At 28.2% G+C, this 20816-nt stretch carries 15 protein-coding genes; 9 read left to right on the top strand and 6 right to left on the bottom strand.

Annotated elements, in window-relative coordinates; translation table 4 throughout:
* The first annotated feature begins 15 nt into the window (after nucleotides 1–15).
* From BCF59_RS01435 to BCF59_RS01415, 5 genes are read left to right on the top strand one after another with little or no spacing between them, the layout of a single operon-like run.
* Complete coding sequence (locus BCF59_RS01435) at nucleotides 16–330, top strand: hypothetical protein (protein WP_134110530.1); 315 nt, start codon at nucleotides 16–18, stop codon at nucleotides 328–330.
* Complete coding sequence (locus tag BCF59_RS01430; protein ID WP_134110528.1) at nucleotides 330–1958, top strand: DAK2 domain-containing protein; 1629 nt, start codon at nucleotides 330–332, stop codon at nucleotides 1956–1958. Before BCF59_RS01435 ends, BCF59_RS01430 begins: the two co-directional genes overlap by 1 nt.
* Nucleotides 1958–2929 (top strand): phosphate acyltransferase PlsX, encoded by a 972-nt coding sequence (plsX, locus tag BCF59_RS01425; RefSeq protein ID WP_134110526.1) that lies wholly within the window; start codon nucleotides 1958–1960, stop codon nucleotides 2927–2929. The genes BCF59_RS01430 and plsX overlap by 1 nt, the downstream gene beginning before the upstream one ends.
* The gene (gene rnc, locus BCF59_RS01420; RefSeq protein WP_134110524.1) at nucleotides 2922–3620 is read left to right on the top strand and encodes a ribonuclease III; all 699 of its coding nucleotides are present in this window, start codon (nucleotides 2922–2924) and stop codon (nucleotides 3618–3620) included. Before plsX ends, rnc begins: the two co-directional genes overlap by 8 nt.
* The gene (locus BCF59_RS01415) at nucleotides 3621–6563 is read left to right on the top strand and encodes an AAA family ATPase (RefSeq protein ID WP_134110522.1); all 2943 of its coding nucleotides are present in this window, start codon (nucleotides 3621–3623) and stop codon (nucleotides 6561–6563) included.
* A gap of 245 nt (nucleotides 6564–6808) precedes the next feature.
* On the opposite strand, the gene BCF59_RS01410 is transcribed toward BCF59_RS01415, so the two are convergent.
* The gene (locus BCF59_RS01410) at nucleotides 6809–10708 is read right to left on the bottom strand and encodes a hypothetical protein (RefSeq protein WP_134110520.1); all 3900 of its coding nucleotides are present in this window, start codon (nucleotides 10706–10708) and stop codon (nucleotides 6809–6811) included.
* A 719-nt stretch (nucleotides 10709–11427) separates the two neighbouring features.
* On the opposite strand from BCF59_RS01410, the gene whiA reads away from it, so the two are divergent.
* The 4 genes from whiA to rplT all read left to right on the top strand — a co-directional run bounded on the left by whiA (nucleotide 11428) and on the right by rplT (nucleotide 13778).
* Nucleotides 11428–12297 carry a DNA-binding protein WhiA gene (whiA, locus tag BCF59_RS01405; RefSeq protein WP_134110518.1) on the top strand — a complete coding sequence of 290 codons (870 nt, stop codon included), beginning with the start codon at nucleotides 11428–11430 and terminating at the stop codon, nucleotides 12295–12297.
* Nucleotides 12298–12581: 284 nt separating this feature from the next.
* Nucleotides 12582–13205: a translation initiation factor IF-3 gene (gene infC, locus BCF59_RS01400; protein ID WP_234851421.1), complete on the top strand. Its 624-nt coding sequence runs from the start codon at nucleotides 12582–12584 to the stop codon at nucleotides 13203–13205.
* Nucleotides 13186–13374: a 50S ribosomal protein L35 gene (gene rpmI / locus BCF59_RS01395; RefSeq protein ID WP_134110515.1), complete on the top strand. Its 189-nt coding sequence runs from the start codon at nucleotides 13186–13188 to the stop codon at nucleotides 13372–13374. Before infC ends, rpmI begins: the two co-directional genes overlap by 20 nt.
* Nucleotides 13375–13427: 53 nt before the next feature.
* Nucleotides 13428–13778, top strand: coding sequence for a 50S ribosomal protein L20 (rplT, locus tag BCF59_RS01390; protein ID WP_134110513.1), 351 nt, complete (start codon nucleotides 13428–13430; stop codon nucleotides 13776–13778).
* A gap of 33 nt (nucleotides 13779–13811) precedes the next feature.
* On the opposite strand, the gene BCF59_RS01385 is transcribed toward rplT, so the two are convergent.
* The 5 genes from BCF59_RS01385 to BCF59_RS01365 all read right to left on the bottom strand — a co-directional run bounded on the left by BCF59_RS01385 (nucleotide 13812) and on the right by BCF59_RS01365 (nucleotide 20768).
* On the bottom strand, nucleotides 13812–14759 hold the full coding sequence (locus BCF59_RS01385) for an ABC transporter permease (RefSeq protein WP_134110511.1): 948 nt from the start codon (nucleotides 14757–14759) through the stop codon (nucleotides 13812–13814).
* Nucleotides 14759–16363, bottom strand: coding sequence for an ABC transporter permease (locus BCF59_RS01380; protein WP_134110510.1), 1605 nt, complete (start codon nucleotides 16361–16363; stop codon nucleotides 14759–14761). Before BCF59_RS01380 ends, BCF59_RS01385 begins: the two co-directional genes overlap by 1 nt.
* Nucleotides 16350–18659, bottom strand: a complete 2310-nt coding sequence (locus BCF59_RS01375; protein WP_134110508.1) for an ATP-binding cassette domain-containing protein — start codon at nucleotides 18657–18659, stop codon at nucleotides 16350–16352. The genes BCF59_RS01380 and BCF59_RS01375 overlap by 14 nt, the downstream gene beginning before the upstream one ends.
* Nucleotides 18660–18716: 57 nt before the next feature.
* Nucleotides 18717–20036: a BMP family ABC transporter substrate-binding protein gene (locus BCF59_RS01370; RefSeq protein ID WP_134110506.1), complete on the bottom strand. Its 1320-nt coding sequence runs from the start codon at nucleotides 20034–20036 to the stop codon at nucleotides 18717–18719.
* A 180-nt stretch (nucleotides 20037–20216) separates the two neighbouring features.
* The gene (locus tag BCF59_RS01365; protein ID WP_134110504.1) at nucleotides 20217–20768 is read right to left on the bottom strand and encodes an inorganic diphosphatase; all 552 of its coding nucleotides are present in this window, start codon (nucleotides 20766–20768) and stop codon (nucleotides 20217–20219) included.
* Nucleotides 20769–20816 lie beyond the last annotated feature (48 nt).

Here is a 20816-nt window from a genome sequence, read left to right as displayed (position 1 = left end):
AATTAAGAGGTCTTAATGGAAATTTTAAAATTGAAAGAAATGCTCGTAGACATTGCAATTTCAATTCCAGGAATTAAGGAAATTAATTTTTTAACTGATGAATTAGCACAAAACTCCGGTTTACAGAATTCTAATTCTGAAGTTCTTACTGATCGTGTGAATGTAATTTCAACACCAAATGGATATAATTTTTTTATCTCAGTTACTTTAATTGTAGGTATTTTTGCGCGAGTAATTATTAGCGAATTTCATCAAAGACTAACTTTTGAAATGAAAAAAAATCAACTTAAATTCAATAAACTAACCATAATAATTGAAGGGATTAAGTAATGTCAAAAATAATACTGGATAGTCATACTTTTTTAAAAGGAATGCTTTCAGGGACAAATTTATTAATTAATGCAAAGAATCGAATTGATGCTTTAAATGTATTCCCTGTACCTGATGGAGACACCGGAACAAATATGTCTTCAACGATATCTTCAGCAATAGCTAAGTTAGATGATAGTTATTTTAATTTACCTATTTCTGAAGTTACCAAACAATTAGCTTTAAATATGATGTATGAGGCGCGCGGAAATTCGGGCGTGATTTTATCGCAAATTTTTAAGGGTTTCGCTATAGGATGTGAACATAAAACAGCGTTAGATTTATCTAGCGTTTTAAAAATCTTTGATGACGCAAAAGAAAGAGCATATAAATCAGTTTTTACACCGGTTGAAGGAACAATGTTGACAGTAATTCGTGAGACAACCGAAATGTTACATAATGAATTTGATGAAAAGACTGATGTAGATTTACTAACTTTTTGAAGTAAAGTTTTGGAATTTTCGCGTAAAAGTTGTGACGAAACACCCAATAAACTAAAGACCCTGCGTGAAGTGGGAGTTACTGATAGTGGTGGAGAAGGACTTTATTTAATTTTTAAAGGTTTTTATGAATTTTTAAAAGGAAACCCTATTGAAAAAACAGATCAAAACGAAGATATTTCGGTTTTTGTTTCAGATAACGAGATATATAATGGTGAATTTGGTTATTGTACCGAGGTTTTAATTGATTTAAAAGACCAATTTTCTTTTGATAAAAAGGTTTTATCAAAAAAAATGAATCAAGTTGCTTCATCGTTAGTAATAGTGAATGATAATAATTTATTAAAGATTCATGGACACACAATTCAACCTGGAAAATTTTTGAATATTGCACAGAAATATGGTGAATTTATTAAAATTAAATCTGAAAATATGACATTACAGGCCAACAATTCAAAAACTCTCTATCAAAAAAACAATGATGAAGAGGCGGCTGAATGTGGAATTGTTTCATGTAATTTAGGGAGTGGAATAGTTTCTAGAATGACCGAATTAGGGTGTGATTATGTTGTAGAATCAGGGCAAACTCAAAACCCATCTGCTCAAGATTTAATTAATGCGATTTCTAAAGTAAATGCTAAAAATATCTTTATTTTACCAAATAATTCTAATGTTATTTTAGTTGCGCAACAAGTCGCACAAGTTGTTACTGATAAAAAAGTTGTTGTGATACCTACTAAAACTCAAATTCAAGGATTGACCGCGGTTTTAAATTTTAACCCCGAATTTACTCTGAAAGAAAATGAAGAATTAATGCTAAATAGCATTAAGGATGTTGTAACCGGTGAGATAACTAAATCAACTCGTAAAACAAACTTAAATAAAGTTAATATCAAAAAAGGTGATTATTTAGGTCTTTTAAATGGAAATATAATTTTATCAGAACGCAAGATTCATAACACGTTTAAAAAATTAATTGCCAAAATGATTAAACCTACTAGTCAACTTTTAACAATGTATTATGGTGATGACATTGATACTACTACAGTTTGAGAATTAAGTAACTATATAGAAGCAAATTTTGAAGTTGAAGTGGAAATAGTTGAAGGCAAACAACCTAATTATCAATTATTAATTGGGGTTGAATAATGAATCGTATTGTTTTAGATGCTAATGGTTTGGATTTATCACCACAGGTTGCCTATGATGCTGCCTTAGAGTTTTGTTTGCAAAACAAAGACGTAAAAGTGATTTTAATCGGTGATATCAAAAAAGCAGACCGCCAACTTAATAATTTAGAAGTTATTTTTAATGATTATAAAAATAGTGATCCGCGTAACATTCTTGGTGGTTTAAAGAAACCAACTTCAATGAATAAAGCGATTGAACTTCTACAAGACAATCAAGTAGATGGAATTATTTCTGGCGGTGATTCAGGCTCTTATATTAGTGCATTAACTTTAAAAGCTAAAAGATTACCAAATTTATCAAGACCCGCATTTATGCCTATTATTTCAACATTAAATAATCAAAAAATGTTACTTTTAGATGTTGGCGCTAATTTAGAAATTAAAGCGGAATATTTGTATGAATGAGCTAAATTAGCTGATGTGTTTTATCAGACTATGTTTGATAAAACTAATCCTAAAATCTCGCTAGTAAATATCGGGACCGAACCTTATAAAGGACCACAAATAACTCGGGATGCACATCAATTAATTTTAAATGATAAATCATTAAATTATATTGGTTTCGTTGAAAGTCGTAATTTATTAGATGGACAAATTGATATTGGTGTAATTGATGGTTATGGTGGAAACTTGATTATAAAAAGTTATGAAGGTGCAATTACTAGTTTTAAAAATTCACTAAAAAACGAAATTAAAAACTCATTGAAAGCGAAAATTGGTGCTTTATTTTTAAAGCAAGCATTTAAGAATATCGCTTTAAAATTAGATTATCGCAATGTTGCTAGTGCTTGAGTGATAGGTGTGAATGCATTGGCTTTAAAAGTACATGGTGCTTCAGATCGAAAAACATTATATAATGCACTAAAACAAATGAATGAAGCAATAAAAAAAGATTTATTAAATAAACTTACAGGTGCTTTAAATGAATAAAAAAGACAGACTTTTAGAATTTTTAGATCAAGAAAATATTGTCCCTAAAAATTTAAATTGATATATGTTAGCAACCACTCATAAGTCATATAATACTAATGATAAAACTAAATCTTTAAATTATGAGCGGTTAGAATTTTTAGGAGATTCATTGCTAAATTTTATTGCTTCTACTTATTCGTTTAAAAAATTTCGTGAGAATAGTCAAGGCGAGCTTACTAGATGAAGAGCTTCGGCGGTACAAACCGAAACTTTAAGTGCTGTAAGTAAAAGATTGGGTTTATTACAGATGTTACGAACTGGACCGGGCCAAATGCATAACGATGTTGTTGAATCATTAAAAGTTCAAGCAGATGTTTTTGAGGCGATGTTGGGCGCGATTTTTGTTGATCAAGGACTACAAGTTGCATGAAATTTTGTGCAAAAGCACTTGTTAAACGATGAGAATGAAATGACTATTAGTGAGGGGTTTAGTAGCGGCAAAGATCCTAAAACTCAATTACAAGAATATTTTCAAAGTATCAGTAAAAATAATATACATTATGTATTAGAAGAAAATAATAAACTCTTTACTGCGAGGGCGGTACATGAGGATATGGTTTATGGTGTAGGTAAAGGACATTCAAAAAAAGAAGCAATGATTGAAGCGGCAAAAGCGGCTTTGGATAAGATGCAAAAGAAGGGGATATAAATGAAATTAATAAAAATTGAAGCATTAGGTTTTAAATCATTTGCTGACCCAATTGTGTTACGTTTTGATGGTGGGGTGGCAGGAATTGTAGGTCCGAACGGTTCAGGAAAAAGTAATATAAATGATGCAATTCGTTGAGTTTTAGGAGAGCAAAGTTCTAAAGAATTACGTGGTGATTCAATGGAAGATGTTATTTTTGCTGGTTCTAAAACTGTGCAACCGATGCAGCGCGCACAAGTTACTTTAACATTTGATAATAAAGAAAGATTAAGTTCAGTAGATAGCGATATTATTACAATTTCACGTGTTTTAGAGCGTGGAAAAGGAATAAATGAATATTATCTAAACAATGAAAAATGTCGCCATAAGGATATTAAAGCAATTGCAATGGAAACTGGAATTGGCAAAAGCTCGCTAGCAATCATTTCGCAAGGAACCGTATCTGATATTGCACATTCATCAGATGAAGACCGTAGATTGATTTTTGAGGAAGCGGCCGGAGTATCTAAGTATAAGTTTCGTAAGGCCGAATCATTGAAGAAATTAGAGCGTGCCGAAGATGTTTTGGGGCGTGTTGATGTAACGATTAAAGAATTAGAAAAGCAACTTGTACCTTTACGTAAAAATGCTGAAAAAGCAATGAAATATAAATCAATGGTTGATGAGCTTAAAAAAGTAGAAATTGGTTATTTAGCGCACGAAATTCAAAAGCATACTGAAATTTTTAAAACTTTAACAGAAGAACTTTCAGGGGTTCAGGAAACTGAAGAATCTTATAACAATCAAATTGAAGATATTGATCAAAAAATTTTAAATAAGCGTGAAGAAATTCTTAAAATAAACAAAATTTTATCTGATGCTAGTGGTAAAAAAGAAGGTATTCAAGCAAGAATTCAAACTTTAGAACGTGCAATTAATTCCGAACGGGCACGTAGAGAATTGATTGCAAGCGGACAAGGAAACGTTTCTGAAGAAGAAAGAATTAAAGCAGTTTTAGGTGAATTAAGAACCTTAGAAAATAAATATCGTTATTTAACTGATTCTTTTAAAGAAATGGAAGAGAAACGTAATTTATCAGCCGCTAAAATTTCAGAATTTGAAAATGCAATAAACAATGGAAATATCAAAATCAAAGATTACCAAAATAAATTAGGCCAATTAGTTGCTAAATTAGAATTATTAGAAGAAAAGAAGAATAAACACACTAATCTTTACAAAGGAACAAAAACTGTTTTAGAAAATAAAGTCCTTTTTAAAGGTTTCGTAGGTATGGTGGCCGATTTAATTAAAGTACCACACGAATATCAAACCGCAATCGAAACTATCCTAAAAAATGCGGCACAATATATAGTAGTAGATCATTCTGACACTGCTGTAAAATTAATTAATTTTTTAAAAAAGAATAATGGTGGTAGAGCGACATTTATTCCACTCGCTTCAATAAAACCAAAATTCATACGAGATGATTATTTATTAGTAACGAGAAACCATCCTGGATTTTTAGGGATAGCTGAAGATTTAGTTGAAATTGATGAAAAATACAAAGTATTAAATGGCTTCTTATTAGGTAATGTTGTAGTTGTTGAAGACGTTAATACTGCTAATGAAATCGCAACAATTATGGAACGCAAATACATGATTGTTACTAAGGATGGAGATGTTATCCGTGTTGGTGGTGTTATGGTTGGTGGAACCGTCGAAACTAGTGAAGATGTGATTGGTTTAGATGATAAAATTGTTGAATTAAAAAATTTACTCCCTGGGCTCAAAGGAGTAATTAAGGAAACAGAAAAAAATATTCAAAGAATTCAAGAACGATTAGCAAACGAAAAAACATTTTATAATAACTATAATGCTCAATCATTACAATTAGGTTTTGATGTTAAATCTACTTTTAATCAAATCGAAAAATATAAAACAGAAGCTCAAGTTGCGCAAAGTAAAAATATTACAGTCGATGTAAATAATTTATCAATTTCTGAAGAAACTATTTCAGGTTTAGAAAAAGATTTAAGTATTCTGAATTTTGATATTTCTTCAAATGTACAGATTAAAGAATCTCTAGATTCCTCATTAACTATTTTAGAAGAAGAACGCAAAAAAGTTTCAAAACTATTACAAACTTTAAGTGCTTCATTCAAAGAAAAAACCATTAAATGTGAGCGTTCAAGAGTAATGTTAGAAAAACATAAAGAGAGATTATCTGGACATTACACACTTACTTTGGAATTTGCTAAAGAAAATTATCCACTAACAATGGCTCCTGCAGCAGCTGAAGCATTAGTAAAAGAACTTCGCGCTGAAATTGCTGAATTAGGTAATGTTAATTTAGAATCCATTGAACAATTACAAGAAGTTGAAGAGCGTTATGAATTTAATGTAAAAAACCGAGATGAGGTTTTAGAAGCAAAACGCATTTGTGAAGAAGCGATTGAAGAAATGGATAAGAAAATAGTTGCTCGTCTAACTAATATTGTTGATGATGTAAATCAAGAAATGCATAAGGTGTTTTCATCAATGTTTGGTGGTGGAACCGCAGAAGTTAAATTTGTTGATCCAAAAAATATTCTAGAAAGCGGAATTAGTATTTATGCACAACCTCCAGGTAAAAGTGTAAAAAATCTTAAACTTTTCTCGGGCGGTGAAAAATCATTGATCGCTATATCTTTATTATTTGCAATTTTAAAAGCTAGACCTTTACCACTTTGTATTTTAGATGAGGTAGAAGCAGCCTTAGATGAAGCAAATGTTGTCAGATATGCAGAATACTTACAAGAACTAAAACAGCAAACCCAATTTTTAGTTATAACTCACCGTCCAGGTACAATGTCTCGTGTAGATGCATTATTTGGTGCAACAATGCAAAAACGTGGAGTTACCAGCTTCTTTAGTGTTAAATTAGAAGAAGCGCGTAAATTAGCTGAAAAGTTAGAAACAAATTAATTTAAGCAGTACGGATGTACTGTTTTTTGGTTTCCCAGTTTGGTGAATTAAAAAATCGTTTTTGCCTATATTTAAACAAAAGACGATTTTTTTTCGCTATATATTTGCTATACATTAAACTTTTTATAGTCTTTATAGTCTCGTGTGTTTTTAAAATTAACAAGTAAATTTAATAAACATATGGCTTTTTAATCTGTACTATAGGTAAAAAAGCTTTTTATGTATTTATTTTTAGAAACTTTAGATTACCTCTCTTTAAAAATATCTTTGTATTTATTCGGATATAAATATGCTAGTTTTTTGATTATTTCATAGAATGTTCTTGGATTTAGGTTTAATTCACTGTTTCCAAAGTGTGCAAATTGTGGTGTATCAAAAACTAAAAATCCATTAGAACTTCAACTGCCACCTTGATTATCTAATCCGATAAGATTACCTTGATAATCATAAACACCGGAACCTGATGAACCACTAAATCAATCAAAATCTTCAACTAAACCACTAATAGCCGTTCCGATAGTTTCGACAATATTTGCAGAATCATTGATTTGAATTGGATTATTTCCAATAATATATTCACGATATCTTAAACCGTATGCTGTGTCTTTGTTAATGCAATCCGGGTTTTCACCGCAGAGTCTAGTTTTAGGTAGTGTGGAAATATAAAAATTTAAGTTATTAAATGAGTTTAAAAACATTGATAAACTAGAAAGTTTTAATGGTTTTAAGTTTTTAAAGTTTAGAAAGTGTTGAATTGCGTCTTTTTGTTGTTGAGTTAATAACTTTTCTTGATATATATAAGTTTCTAGGTTTTTGTTTTGAAATTCTTCAAAAAGAGTTTTAAAGTCAATTATCACCATAATGGTGTCTAACTTACTATGAATGTTTGTTTTATTAGAAACCTCAGCAAAATTATCCTTAAATGTATCTAAACCATCATTATTAAAATGTCTTGAAAAGTCTATAAACAAATTATAAATAATCCCTTGTTTATCATTTGGAATATGGTAAGTAAATATATTACCTTCTGGTGATAAACCTTTGTTTTGATCTGTATAAACCGGACGTCTTAAGTCAACAGGTTTATTAATTAAAGTTGGAGCAATTAAATCAATCGTTGTAAATTCGATTTTTTGTTGTGTTTTTGTAACTGTCTTTTTAGCAATTTTATTTAAATCTGCATATTGGTTTATTAAGGTATCTCATACGTGGTAGTTAACAAAAGCATAGAAGCGATAATCGTTAGGATTATCATTAACTTTTGCAAAAATATTTCAAGTTCCATCTAAATTTTTTTCAATTGAAAATGCACGACTTCTAGATTCGTTTAATGCTACAGATTTTGCTTCCTTAAACAGACGTTTCCCTCTATCTTCTTTTTTTGGTAATTCTTCTAAAAGTTTTGGGGTAGTTTCTCCATTTGCACTATAATCAGAAGCTTTTAACTCATAAGTATTATTGTATGCTGTTGACTCTCCTAAAAGGGAGTTGGCATCTAATTTCTTTTGTTGTTGATAAGTAATTTGTTTGGTTTTGGTTTTTTTATCTTGAACTCAGTTTACAAAGAAATCAAAACGATTTATATAACCACCTGATTCGTTTTGGAAATTGTGTAGTGTTAAGTTATCATAAAATTTAAAATTACTATTTCTAGAAGTTATTTGCAATGATAAACGATTATTTTGAAAAATTAAATTAAATTGAATTTTGTTTTTTATTTTTTGATATAAACTTTGCTGATATAAATTGTCTTCAGCGATATAATCAAAAAGGAAATCGATATTATTCATTTGTTGCTTCTGTTTAATATTTTTTAAGGAAACAGGAACTCGAACGCGCGAAGGAATATCATTTATTTCTGTCAAATTATATGATTTTCTTGGATTTAAGTCTAATTCAAAAACAAATCAAAAAATCACATCTTCATCATTAACGCTTGTTTGCATATTAATATCATTTAAATTCACAGTTGCAACGGCTTCTGTTTTAGCATCATTAATTTTAAAGATTGCATTATTTAAATAGTCCCTGGTTTTGAATCAGTGAATATCTTGTTGTTTTGAGTTTTTAAATAAAGTAAAATCTTTTTTATTTTGTTTAAAGTTATTATTTGCAAATCTATGTGTGAGATTATAAAAATCATAATTAAAATCTAACAAGTTAGCAAAGTTTTTAATAGAAAAATTAATCTTAGTTTTTGCATTTTCCTTATTATTTTCTAATTTTAAATCTTGTTTGATTACCAAGCCCCCATGGTTTAAATAAAGATTGTTATCTAATTTTGTATCATTTTCATACAGTTGATCTTTTAGGTGTATATTTGAATTGTTTCAATCAAAATTATATGCAAAAGCAATATTTTTATTTGAAATATCTATACGGTCTAAAAAATTCAGATAACTACCAGAATTTACAACATCTATATATTTTAGTTTATATAAAATTTGTTCTTGAAAAGCAGCTAATGAAAATTTTTGTAATTGTTTAAATGGAATGTAAATTTTTTTGAATGTTTGAACAGTGTTTTTCTCATCAAAATTATCATTATTATTAATGGTTTGATCAAAAAGGTCTTTTTCAGGAGTAAATACTTTAGGTTTTACCTCAAAATAAAATACAAAAACTTTATCATATAGAATTTGTCATTGTTCATTTGTTAGGTTGAAACCTGCGGTTGCAAAAATTTCTTTAGAATTTTCATTTTTATAAATATCAAAATTTTCTAAATTTAAGTTTGTTATTTGAGGCGAAGTTTTAAATTTGTATTTTGTGGCAATATTATAAACTTGTTTAAATTCCTTATTAATAATGATTTCAGTAATAATATATTTGTTAATTGAATTATTTAATAATTTTTTTGAAAATGTTGCTAGACCATTATTAATATTTAAATTTATATATTTACTTCAAGGATTATGATGATCAAAACTTTTAACTAAAACCACTGCAGATGTTATTGTTTGATTTGATTGATTACTTAAATTTAGAGTTATATGATTATTACCAATTGTAATATTATCAATATCAACCATATTGGTTTTTTCTATTAATGTGGTTTCTTTTTCGACCTGTTCTTTTTTATTATAATTTTCTAAAACATTAAAATATTGTGTGTAAAAGTTGTGCTTGGTTATTAAATTATTTTTGTTTAATTCATTGAAAGAATCACTATTTTTAATGTTTATTTCATTTTTTTGTAGTAAATTTGCTTTTTGCAAGTCATATACATTTCCGTATTCGTTTGTTTTTTTATAAACACCCGGAATAGATGTCTCATTTTGAATTTTTGGGTTATCTTCAGTATTAATAGTTTTATTTGGTTCTTTTGGTAGTTGATTTTCAAGTTTATCAAGTTCGGTAGGTTTGGAAATTTCTGGTTTATTTGGTTTAGGATTTTTTGCATGCTGTTTTGTCGGTTCGTTGGTATTTTGATCCTGAATAGATGTTTCAGGGCCTGTTGGTTTTTGTTCAGATTTTTCTATTTTGTTTTTTAGAGTTTGAAAAGTTAAATTTATTAGATATTTTTGATTCATAAAATTTAGATTAGTAATTGTATAAATTGTATTTATATTTAAATTATCAAGCTCTGCAGTTAGGATATTTTTATCAATACTATTTTTTTTGACATTAACACTTTTTGAATTTATAGTTAACGTTATCTCCTTCTTGTTTTGGGTAATGTTATGTGCGAAGATAAAATTTATTGAAGCAGAATTCATTTTTACATCATTTATTTTTGTTCCTAGAAGGTTATTTTCTAAAATCTCTTTTTTATTAGTTTTAAATGATTTATTGTTAATACTTTTTAATGAAATTTCCATATCGCTAATTTTTAAATTATTTATTTCATACATTGTGTGTGCGTTTAGAGATGTAATATTAAAATTTACAATATTGGTATCGGTTTTTAAATTTATCTGATAAATTTTTTTGTTAATATCTAATTTAACATTTGAATTCTTTTTTAGTTTTTGATTAAATTCTAACTTTATTTGAATTGAGCTTTCAGTGATGTTACTATAAGTTATATCAACTAAATTTATTTGTTTTTGTTGTGGTGTTTCTTGGGCTTGACAAGAAATTAGCGCAATATTAGCAACGCTTGCCAGCGATGAAACCTTCACATATTTTGAAATTTTTTTCATAATCAATCCTTATAGTATTTTAAAAGTTATTTTAATTATAATGAAATTTTAAGAATAAAGATATAGAAAGGAAAAAAAAGAAAAAATCATATATTAAAAGAAAAAATTAATAAACTTTTTAAAGTTTGAAATAAATCACATTTTGATAAATATGTTTGACCGTTTGGTACTTTTCGAAACTTGATTTCCTACTCTAGACAGATATTAGAAAAATTAGTTCATTATTAGTTCTTTTCAATGATTTTAAATAATTATTAAAATAAAAATAATCTAAAAACAGAGAATTTAAATTATTGATAAGGATGTTGTTTAAGTTTAAATTATTTTCTCTATAAATAATGCAAAATAACGAAAAAAAGTAGTTTTCAAGTATAAACAAAGTAATTAATGATATTTCTGGAGTGTTTATTAAGTTAAACAAAGATATTTCGAAAATTATTAAGTGAGTTAGCGATTTATTTTTTAATAAAACTTTTGTAGGAATGTTGTTGAAACGACTTATTGTTGCATATTTTACAAAAATTACCTTATAAAACTTGGAAAAAAGTTTGATATTAAAAATATTAATTTTTTTAGTTGCAGAATCTATATCATTATTTCTTAATTCAATATCTTTGACTTTAGAAATATTATTTTTTAATTATAGATTTATAAATATATTTTTAATTATTTATATTAAGATTCTATAAATTCTAAATAGATTTTTGTAAAATTAAAATATGCAAAATAAAAGCAATAAACTTTCGTTTTCGAGAGAAATTAAAAAAGAAATTATTAATAATATTAAAAAAAACGATGAAATCGTTTCTTTTTTGAATGGTTTAATTTTTTCTAATGCTATTATAAATGATGATCATTATATTTTAAATCTTCGCAATAGTTATATCGCAAATAAAGTAGTGCTTAAGTTATATAAAATTAACATCTTATTTCAAAAGGACACAAGCAACACTAAAATTAAAATTTTAAAAAAAGACTTTAAAATTAATTTTTCAATGAATTTTAAAAATAATTTAACTTTTTTCTTTGCCGGAATTTTTGTAGGTGGGGGAAGTATTTCTGATAAAAATTCTACTTCTTATCACTTGGAACTAAAAACTAATTATCAACAACATACTAAAGATATTATTGATAAATTAAATGAATACGAATTTGAATTTCATATGCTAACGCGTAAAGAAAAATATGTAGCATATACAAAAAAGTTAGATTATTTATTAGATTTTTTATCCGCAATTGGTGCGAAAAAATCCTGATTTAATTTGCAAAATATAAAAATTGGTCGTGATATGGAAAATGTAACAAACCGAATGAATAATATAGATATTTCTAATCTAAAAAAAATTGTTTATAGTTCTAATAAACATCTAGAGAATATTAAATTCATTAAACAACATAAACTTATAGAATTATTTGATTCTCAACAATTAATTTCATTTGAAATTAAATTAGAAAATCCCTGAATTTCTCTTACTGATTTAGCAAAGCAACTTCAAAAAGAACATAATATTATTATTAGCAAAAGCGGAATTAATCATTGATTTCGGAAACTAGAAAAAGTAGCACAAAAATATAAAGATGAATTCTAAAATAAGGAATTTTTCAATATTTTTATAAAATAGAAAGTTTTTTAACTTACACGTAGATGTAAAAGTTTTAAAAATAATATTGAGCAAATTTATATAAGCAATTAAATATGATAAAATTAGAAAGCAATCTAAAATATTACATAATTTAATTGCAGAAAGTAGATTACATCTCACCTGATGGCCATAGCCTTGGGTTTAGCTACAATTAAAATGTATCATACTTCTGATACTTTTTTAGTAGGAGAGCGAATCAAACTTTTTAATTATTTAAGGAGAGTATTACTATTCAAGATAAAAGAAAAAAACCTGCTTCAGAGCATTATGTTAATAATGATATTCCTTATCCAAAGGTTTTCTTAATCGGAAGCACTGGTGAAAAAATAGGTGTAAAAACTACATCTGAAGCTATAGAATTAGCTAAGAGTGAAAAAATGGATTTAGTTTTAATTAGCATTGATCCTAAACCTATCGCAAGAATTTTAGATTATGGAAAATTTAAATACGACCGTAAAAAACGTCAAAAAGAAATCAAAGAAAAACAAACTAATATTCAAAATCGTGAAATTCGTTTAACTCCGTTAATTGGTGAGAATGATTTAGTTACAAAAGCAAAAAAAGCTCAAGAATTTCTTTTAAAAGGCGACCGTATTAAGGTTTCTGTAAAACTAAGAGGGCGCGAATTAGGAAGAAAAGATTTAGGCGAAAGTGTGTTGCAAAGATTTTTTGCAAAAGTTGAAAATGTAGCTGATAAAACTACTGAACCAAAATTAGTTAATGAACGTTTCTTAGATATGAATCTCCAACCAAATAAAACAAAAATCGCTAAATACTTAAAAGAAAAGAATCTTAATGTTAATGAGCAAAAAGGTTCTCAAGAAGGAGAAACAAATGCCAAAGATGAAAACTAAGAGCGCTTTGAAAAAGCGTATCAAGGTTACAGGAACTGGTAAAATCTTAAGAGAACAAGCTTACCGTTCACACTTAGCGCAGAATAAAACAACCAAACAAAAACGTCAAGCCCGTAAGTCAGTTCAAATGTCAAAAAGCGACCTCAAAAGATTTAAAGCACTTATTTAATCTTGTTATTTATTTTTCTGCAAGATCACTAAAATTAATGAAAGGAAATTAAGATGGCAAGAGTTAAAGGTGGAACAGTTACAAGAGCAAGACGTAAAAAATGACTAAAGTTAGCTAAAGGATATTTTGGTCATAAATCAATTGGTTATAAAGTTGCCAAACAAGCAGTTATAAAATCATGAACTTATGCTTTTAGAGACCGTAAACAAGTAAAAAGAAACTTCCGTAAACTATGAATTGCACGTATTAATGCTGCAACTAGAGCAGAAGGAATGAGTTATTCGAGATTTATTAGCGGACTTAAAAAAGCGAATGTTACAATTAACCGTAAAATGCTTTCAGAATTAGCTATTAATGAACCAAAAACATTCTCAATGTTAGTTAAGATAGCAAGTGAAGCATAATATTTAAAAAAGTCATCTGTATAGATGGCTTTTTTAACGTTTACTTTTGTCATAAGGAATACCCGCCGCGGCCGGACCTTGAGTATTTTTGCTTGTTAAGATTAAGACAATCAAGGTTACTGCATAAGGTAAGGCTTGGAAAATGTTTTTATACGGTTCAAACGAAGGCCCGAATGAAACAGTACCGTAAAATGAAACCGATAATAGTAATGAAAAAAATGCAGATACTAAAATAGATAGCGAAACTTTTCATCTTGAAGTAATCATAATAGATAAGGCAATGAATCCAAAACCATTAACATCTTTTGTAAGAGAGAAGTTTGCGAGGTAATTTGATTGTATAAATATAGAACCAGCGACACCTGAAATAATACCTACAATTACTAACGCTTCTCATTTAATTTTGTTAACGTTAATACCAGCAACATCGGCTGCTTGTGGATTTTCCCCTATCGCACGAAATCTCAAACCTCATTTTGTTTTTCTTAGTGCAAATCAAGAAAAAAATGCAATAATTACTGTAACAAATACTTTTAACGAAATAATATTACCAAATTTACTATCATCTGTATTTAAAGCTAATTCTTGACGTTCTCTAAATGATAAATATATCCCACCAAAAACTTTTTGACTAATTAATAAGACCATTAAAGCAGCAATTCCTGCGGCTAAAATATTTATTGCAAACCCAACTACGGTTTGATCTGCTCTTAATTTAATTACAGCAAACCCAAATAATAACGCAAATAAAATAGTAGTTATAGATGATAAAAACATTAGTGGAATGTTAGATCAAAGACTTTGCCATTTAAAGACTTCAGTAAACAATGTTGAATATCCACCATATATCACGGCTCCAAAAACCATGAAACCATTAATAGCAATATTTACAATTCCGGCGCGCTCTGAAAAAATTCCAGAAATAGTACCTAAAAGTAAAATACAAAAGAAGAATACAGCATGTGATAATATGACTTCCATTATGCGTCTCCTTCGGTTATTTTAAAGATTTTAAAATATTTTTGTTTAATTAAATCCAAAAATTTTATATATAAATCTTCTTTAAATTCATTATATTTTACTTTCATAGTGTGTTTATTGTTTTTAAATATATTTAATTTATCAGTATAATCATTTAAACCATAACTTTCCATTTTCTGAATTTGCTCAACTTTTTTCTTTGAAAATTCGTTGTACATTTGCATAAGTTTTTCGTTAGTATATTGTTTTGATCTTAGAATTTCTTGGGCAACGTAGTTTTCATATTCTTTTTGTTGCTTTTTAAATTTTATTTTCTTATTTTGTAAAAGTATTCAATTATGAATTAGTTTAAAACGACCAGGGATTGTTTCATTAAATTTGTGTTTTCAATATATATTAAATTTTTTTCAATATGCTTTATTGGTGATTAGATAACTATATTTGGCGAATCATCTCATTACTCTAAATTTATAGAACATCAATGAAAGTGAAGCTATAAAAATTATAATTCCATAAATTAGCATAAAGAATTCTGACTTAATTTGTTCGCTTCCTTGAGGTACTGATTGGAAGAAGGATTCGGAAGTATATAAGAAGCTATATAATCAAGATGTTAATATTACTCCAATTGGACTATTTAAAGCTATTAGTGCTATTGCTATAGAATCAAATCCTATTGTGAGCGGGGCTCCTTTGGCTAATAAAGCACCATTTTGTAAGATAATGTAGAAAAATCCACCAATTCCAATTAAACCACCGGAAATACCCATGACTATTACTGTCATAATTTTTTCGTTAATTCCCACATATTTAGCATTGGTTTTGTTCAATCCAACCATTTTTATTTTATAACCAATTGTGGTTTTTGAATATATAAATCAAATTACAGCAGAAGCAACTATAACTAATATTATTCCAACGTATATAAAATTAAAAATTGTATTTTCTTCTATGAAAATGGTTGCTGTACCACCAATTTCTGAAAATCATTGATTTGCATCAGAACCAAAAGCACCGTTTCTCGCATTAAATAAATATTGTGATAAATAAGCGATAATTCAATTTAAAAATATTGTTGAAATAACTTCGTGAACCCTAAAATAAGCTTTTAGAATTCCGGAAATAGATCCCATTATAAAACCGACAATCATAAATATAAAAAGCATTAAGATTAAATAAGCAGTGGGAATATTATTTGTGTCCATTCTTGCCGAGATTAAAATTGTAAAAAAGATAATAGCAGGTGTAGTCATTTGGTTGGCCACCCCGATGTTAAACAATCCAGATTTAAAACCAAGCGAGACACCTAAACCGGCAAATCCAAAGAAGATGAAATATAATAACAAGTCTTTAGTTTTTAATGAATCGGTAGCAAAAGAAAACACATATGAAATAAAAGTAAAGATTGTAGTGTTCTGCGCGTTTTTGCCTGTTGAACCAATAATTCAATAAATTATCGAGGCTAATAAAAGACCAAAAAAGATTGATCATAATGAAGAATAAATTTTACGTCTTGTGTTCTTTTTATCTTCAAATTGAAAGAAGCGACGAGTTGATTCCATAAAGTTAGCAAACTTATTTGCTTGTGAATTATGCTTTTGCATGAACTTCTGCCCCTTTCTTGTGTGCCATATAAATACCAATTTCGGTTCTACTTAGGTTTTTAACATCTTTTATTGCTAAAATTTCACCACTATTAATAACTGCAATCTTATCTGCTAATGCTAAAACTTCATCTAACTCATATGAAATTAGTAAAATAGCCTTTCCGTTTTTCTTTTCTAATAAAATTTGTTCGTGAATATTTTTAATAGCCCCAACGTCTAAACCACGAGTTGGTTGTACAATTAAAATAAAATCATGTGGTGTATTCATTTCGCGACCAACAATAAATTTTTGTTGGTTTCCACCAGATAATTGGCGTGCTTGAGAAAGACCTTTTCTAGCACCACGAACATCGAATTTGTCAATAATTATTTGATTTTCTTTTTTAATTTTTGCATCTCTTAAAATTCCAAATTTGATGAATTCTGCATCTCATAGGCGTCTTAAAACTGTATTGCTTTTAATGTTATAATCTAAGACTAATCCATGTTTATGTCTGTCGCTAGGTATAAAGGTTAAACCTAAACGAGAAATATCGCGAACGCTGAAATTGTTTAATGAAAGAAATGAATCGTCGATAGTTTGTGTCTGCATTTTTTGATAATCTTCTTTAAACACTAAAGCAATATTAACAATCATTATTGTAAATGTAATAAATGTTATTTCTCCCATTGCGATATATGTATAAATTACACTAACAAAATCAAATGTTTGACTTTTATAAAAACCAAAAATTGTTATAAAAGTTATGAAAGTAAATAATACGTTTGTGATCACTGTTCCTGTAGTTATATAACTTAATTTTTGTAATTTATTACATGTCTTAACACCTAATTCGGAAGCAAAAACTACATAATATTGCGTTATTATTCAACTAGCGGACATTAATAAAATAATTAAAAATCCGATAATATAAAATGAGATTGATCCTATTCAATTTGTAAGTTGCATAGGACCTGATTTTAAAGAGCTTAATAAAAGAATATAAATAAGAAATCCTAAAAAACTAATAGCACTTAAAATAATAGAACTTCTAGCAAAATTCTTCTGAGAACGGTGTAGCCTATGCCAAGGATTTTTCTCTATTTGGTTAATATATTTACTAATCAATCAACCAAATTGTTTTTTTATAAAGATTACCAAAAATATAGCAAAACTTAAAATAAATAGTGTTCCTAAGATTTTAAAAGTATAAATTTGATCGCTTGTGGTAGGTGTTATTAAATAAAATACTAGTGATAAAATGAATAATAAAATAGAAATACTTAAGTATGTATATGAATTAATAAAGTTACTTTTTTTGATGTCTTTAAGTCTTTGGTTTGTTAATTCAGTCTTCGATAGTAAAACATCACCAGTTTCGGGTTTCTTCATTCCGCTAACAACGTATTCTAAATCTAATTGACCATTTCCTTCAACACCAGCGATGGCTACAATCTCACCAGATCTTACGTCTAAAGAAATATCTTTCAAAGGTTTTTCACCAGTTGTTGTAATATTTTTTAAACTAAGTACAATAGGATTATTGGAAGTGTTGGTGTATTCGTTTCTGGCTATTTCAACTTCTTCACCAACCATACGAGTGGCCATTTCTTCAATTGATACATCTTTAACGTCGAAGTCACCTGTTACCTTGCCTAAACGTAATACGGTAGCATGATCGGAAACCTCTTTTATTTCACCCAATTTATGTGAGATGAAAAGAATGGTTTTACCTTGTGATCTGAATAATTTAAATGTTTCTAATAAACCTTGAATCTCTTGGTCAGTTAAAACAGCAGTCGGTTCATCAAAAATTAAGATATCAGAATCACGATATAGCATTTTCATAATTTCGACTTTTTGTTGAGTTGCAACCGTTTCTTTTCCGGTTATTTTATTTAAGTCAAAATAAAGATTAAAAGTTTCTTGAATGGCTTTTATTTTTCTTATTGCAGGTTTATAATCAATAATTTTGGTTATCTTATTATTATCCTCTGCGCCTAAAACAATATTTTCTAAATTAGTATATACATCTACTAATTTAAAATGCTGATGTACCATTCCGATGCGTAGTTTATTTGCATCGTTTGGTTGTTTAATTAAAACCTCTTTGTTATTAACTTTAATATAACCTTTATCAGGTTCATAAAGTCCAAATAATATTGACATTAAAGTACTTTTACCAGCACCATTTTCACCGATTAAGGCGTGAATGGTACCTTTTTTAACTTTAAATGAAATATTTTGGTTAGCTTTAATTTGACCGAACGACTTGCAAATACCCACAAATTCTATTGCGTTAATTTCTTGCATAATTTCCTTTATTTAGATAAAAAAACACATCCACAAAATGTGTTTTCTGCTAATTTATTAAGAGTTAACTTTTTTAACTAATTTGTTAACCAAATCGTTTATTTGTAAGTTAGGACCACCCATTTCTGCTTTATCTTGATCGATGAATGCTTTCTTTTCGGCACTCAATCCGTTAAATTTTTCTTTTGCAAGTTTAATATTATCATTCATTTTTTTGCGTAATGCTTCATCTGTAAGTGTTGATTCCGCTAGACCAACTCAACCTTGAGCAAAATCCCCTTTGGCGTCTTGTTTGTTACCAAAAATAACTTTCTTTGTGTTACCAAAAGCTACTTCTAAAATTGAGTCATAAACTGCTTGTGTAATATCTTTTAATACAGATGTTAGGAATCTTCCTTTTGTTTCTGTACCTAATGAGATAGATTGATCAACATCTACACCTATTACATAAGTATTGTTATCGTTTTTACTTTTTAATATGTCTAGTGTGGATTTAGTTGCCGGTCCTGCGACAGGATAAATTACTGATGCCTTTTGTGCTAAAGTGTCATTAATTGCAGCATTCATTTCAGTACCTGGTTCAAAACCTGATGATAAATTGATTGTACCATGTGTAACTTTTTTTGTAGGGTTTTCTGTATTTCAATCTAAAATCCCTTTTAAGTACCCGGTCATATAATCGGTTACACCATTGAAGGGTCCTCCCCCAAATGAACTAAGTTTTTTATTATTTGAATTTTCTGAGATGAATTTTGCGATAGCGTATCCTGCAATATATGATGCTTCATTAATTTTGAAATTTAATGAATAAAATTTCTTGAATCCACCTAAATCAACTCCTTTTAAATCAAAATCAATACCAAAGATTTTGATATCACGTGTTTTTAATTTAGTAGCATTTCTTTTAATTCATGTATCAATTTTTCCTTTATGTGCAAAACCAGTTAAAACTCAAATTTCAGCTCCACTTCTAAATGCGGCATCATATGCGGCGTTATACTGACTATTTGTAGGCTCAATGTTATTTACTACTACAGTAGGTTTTCCATCATTTCCTTTTGTTTGATCTTGAATTGCTAATGCGGCTTCTCATGATGATTGATTGAATGATTTATCAGTAACATGACCACTATCTGTAACCACAACTATTCCAATTCCACGGTCTTCTTCTGGTAGTGTAAAAGTATTGTTTTTTTCTAGTTTTGCAACTCTATCTGCAGGCGCAATATATGCTTCTGGTGTAGTGATTTCTCTTTTTTCTCTAACTTTTTCTATTTTTCCATCATTTTGATTTCCACATGCAGCAGCAATCACGGAAGTTCCTGCTAAAACAACAGGTGTTACCCCTAAAAATATTTTTTTAATCTTCTTTTTCATAAATTAAATATTCTCCTTTATTTTGAATATAAATATATGAATATATATTTAACATTTAATATATTCATAATAACACATATTTGTTATTCTTATTCTTAATTTATACGATTTTATCTAAATTTTTGTGAAAATATTATCAAAAATGTGAAAATTTCCACATTTTTGATAAATTTTAAAAAATTATTGATATTTGTCAGGATGCTCTTGCTTCATTTTTTGAATAAATTCTTGTTTATTCATTGAACCAAAATTTTTCATTAATTCTTGGCATTCTTGATATTCATTTAAAGCTCATTGTACATCTTCAAAACCTGAAACTTTTGTTATTCCAGGGCGTTTTCAGTTTTTATATATTGAAAAGAAAGTTCTTACAGTATCTAAAAAAGGTGCAGGGAGATCTGATAAGCTTTTGATTGCATCTAAGCGATAATCATCATTATGTACTGCGATTAATTTGGTGTCTGTTTCTCCGTCGTCAATCATTTTCATTGCGCCTATAATACGGGCATTTAGTTTAACGCCCGGAATGAAAGTCTCTGGTGAATAAAGCAACACATCTAATTCATCGCCATCTCAATCCAATGCGTTAGGAACAAAGCCGTAATTGCAAGGGTATACAAAATCACCTCTTAAGATGCGATCTACCTCAATTTGGTTGGTCTTGCGGTTGTATTCGTATTTGATTCTAGAATTTTTTTGAATTTCAATTTTTACTTCAATAACGTTTTTCATTTACATATTATAGTAAATTTAGTTAAAAACATAAAAATCCTGTTGGAT

Source organism: Mycoplasmopsis mustelae (genome assembly GCF_004365095.1).
Taxonomy (GTDB): Bacteria; Bacillota_I; Bacilli_A; order Mycoplasmatales; family Metamycoplasmataceae; genus Mycoplasmopsis; species Mycoplasmopsis mustelae.
The sequence above is the reverse complement of the archived record's forward strand: the minus strand, read 5'-3'. Positions and strand labels throughout refer to the sequence as shown.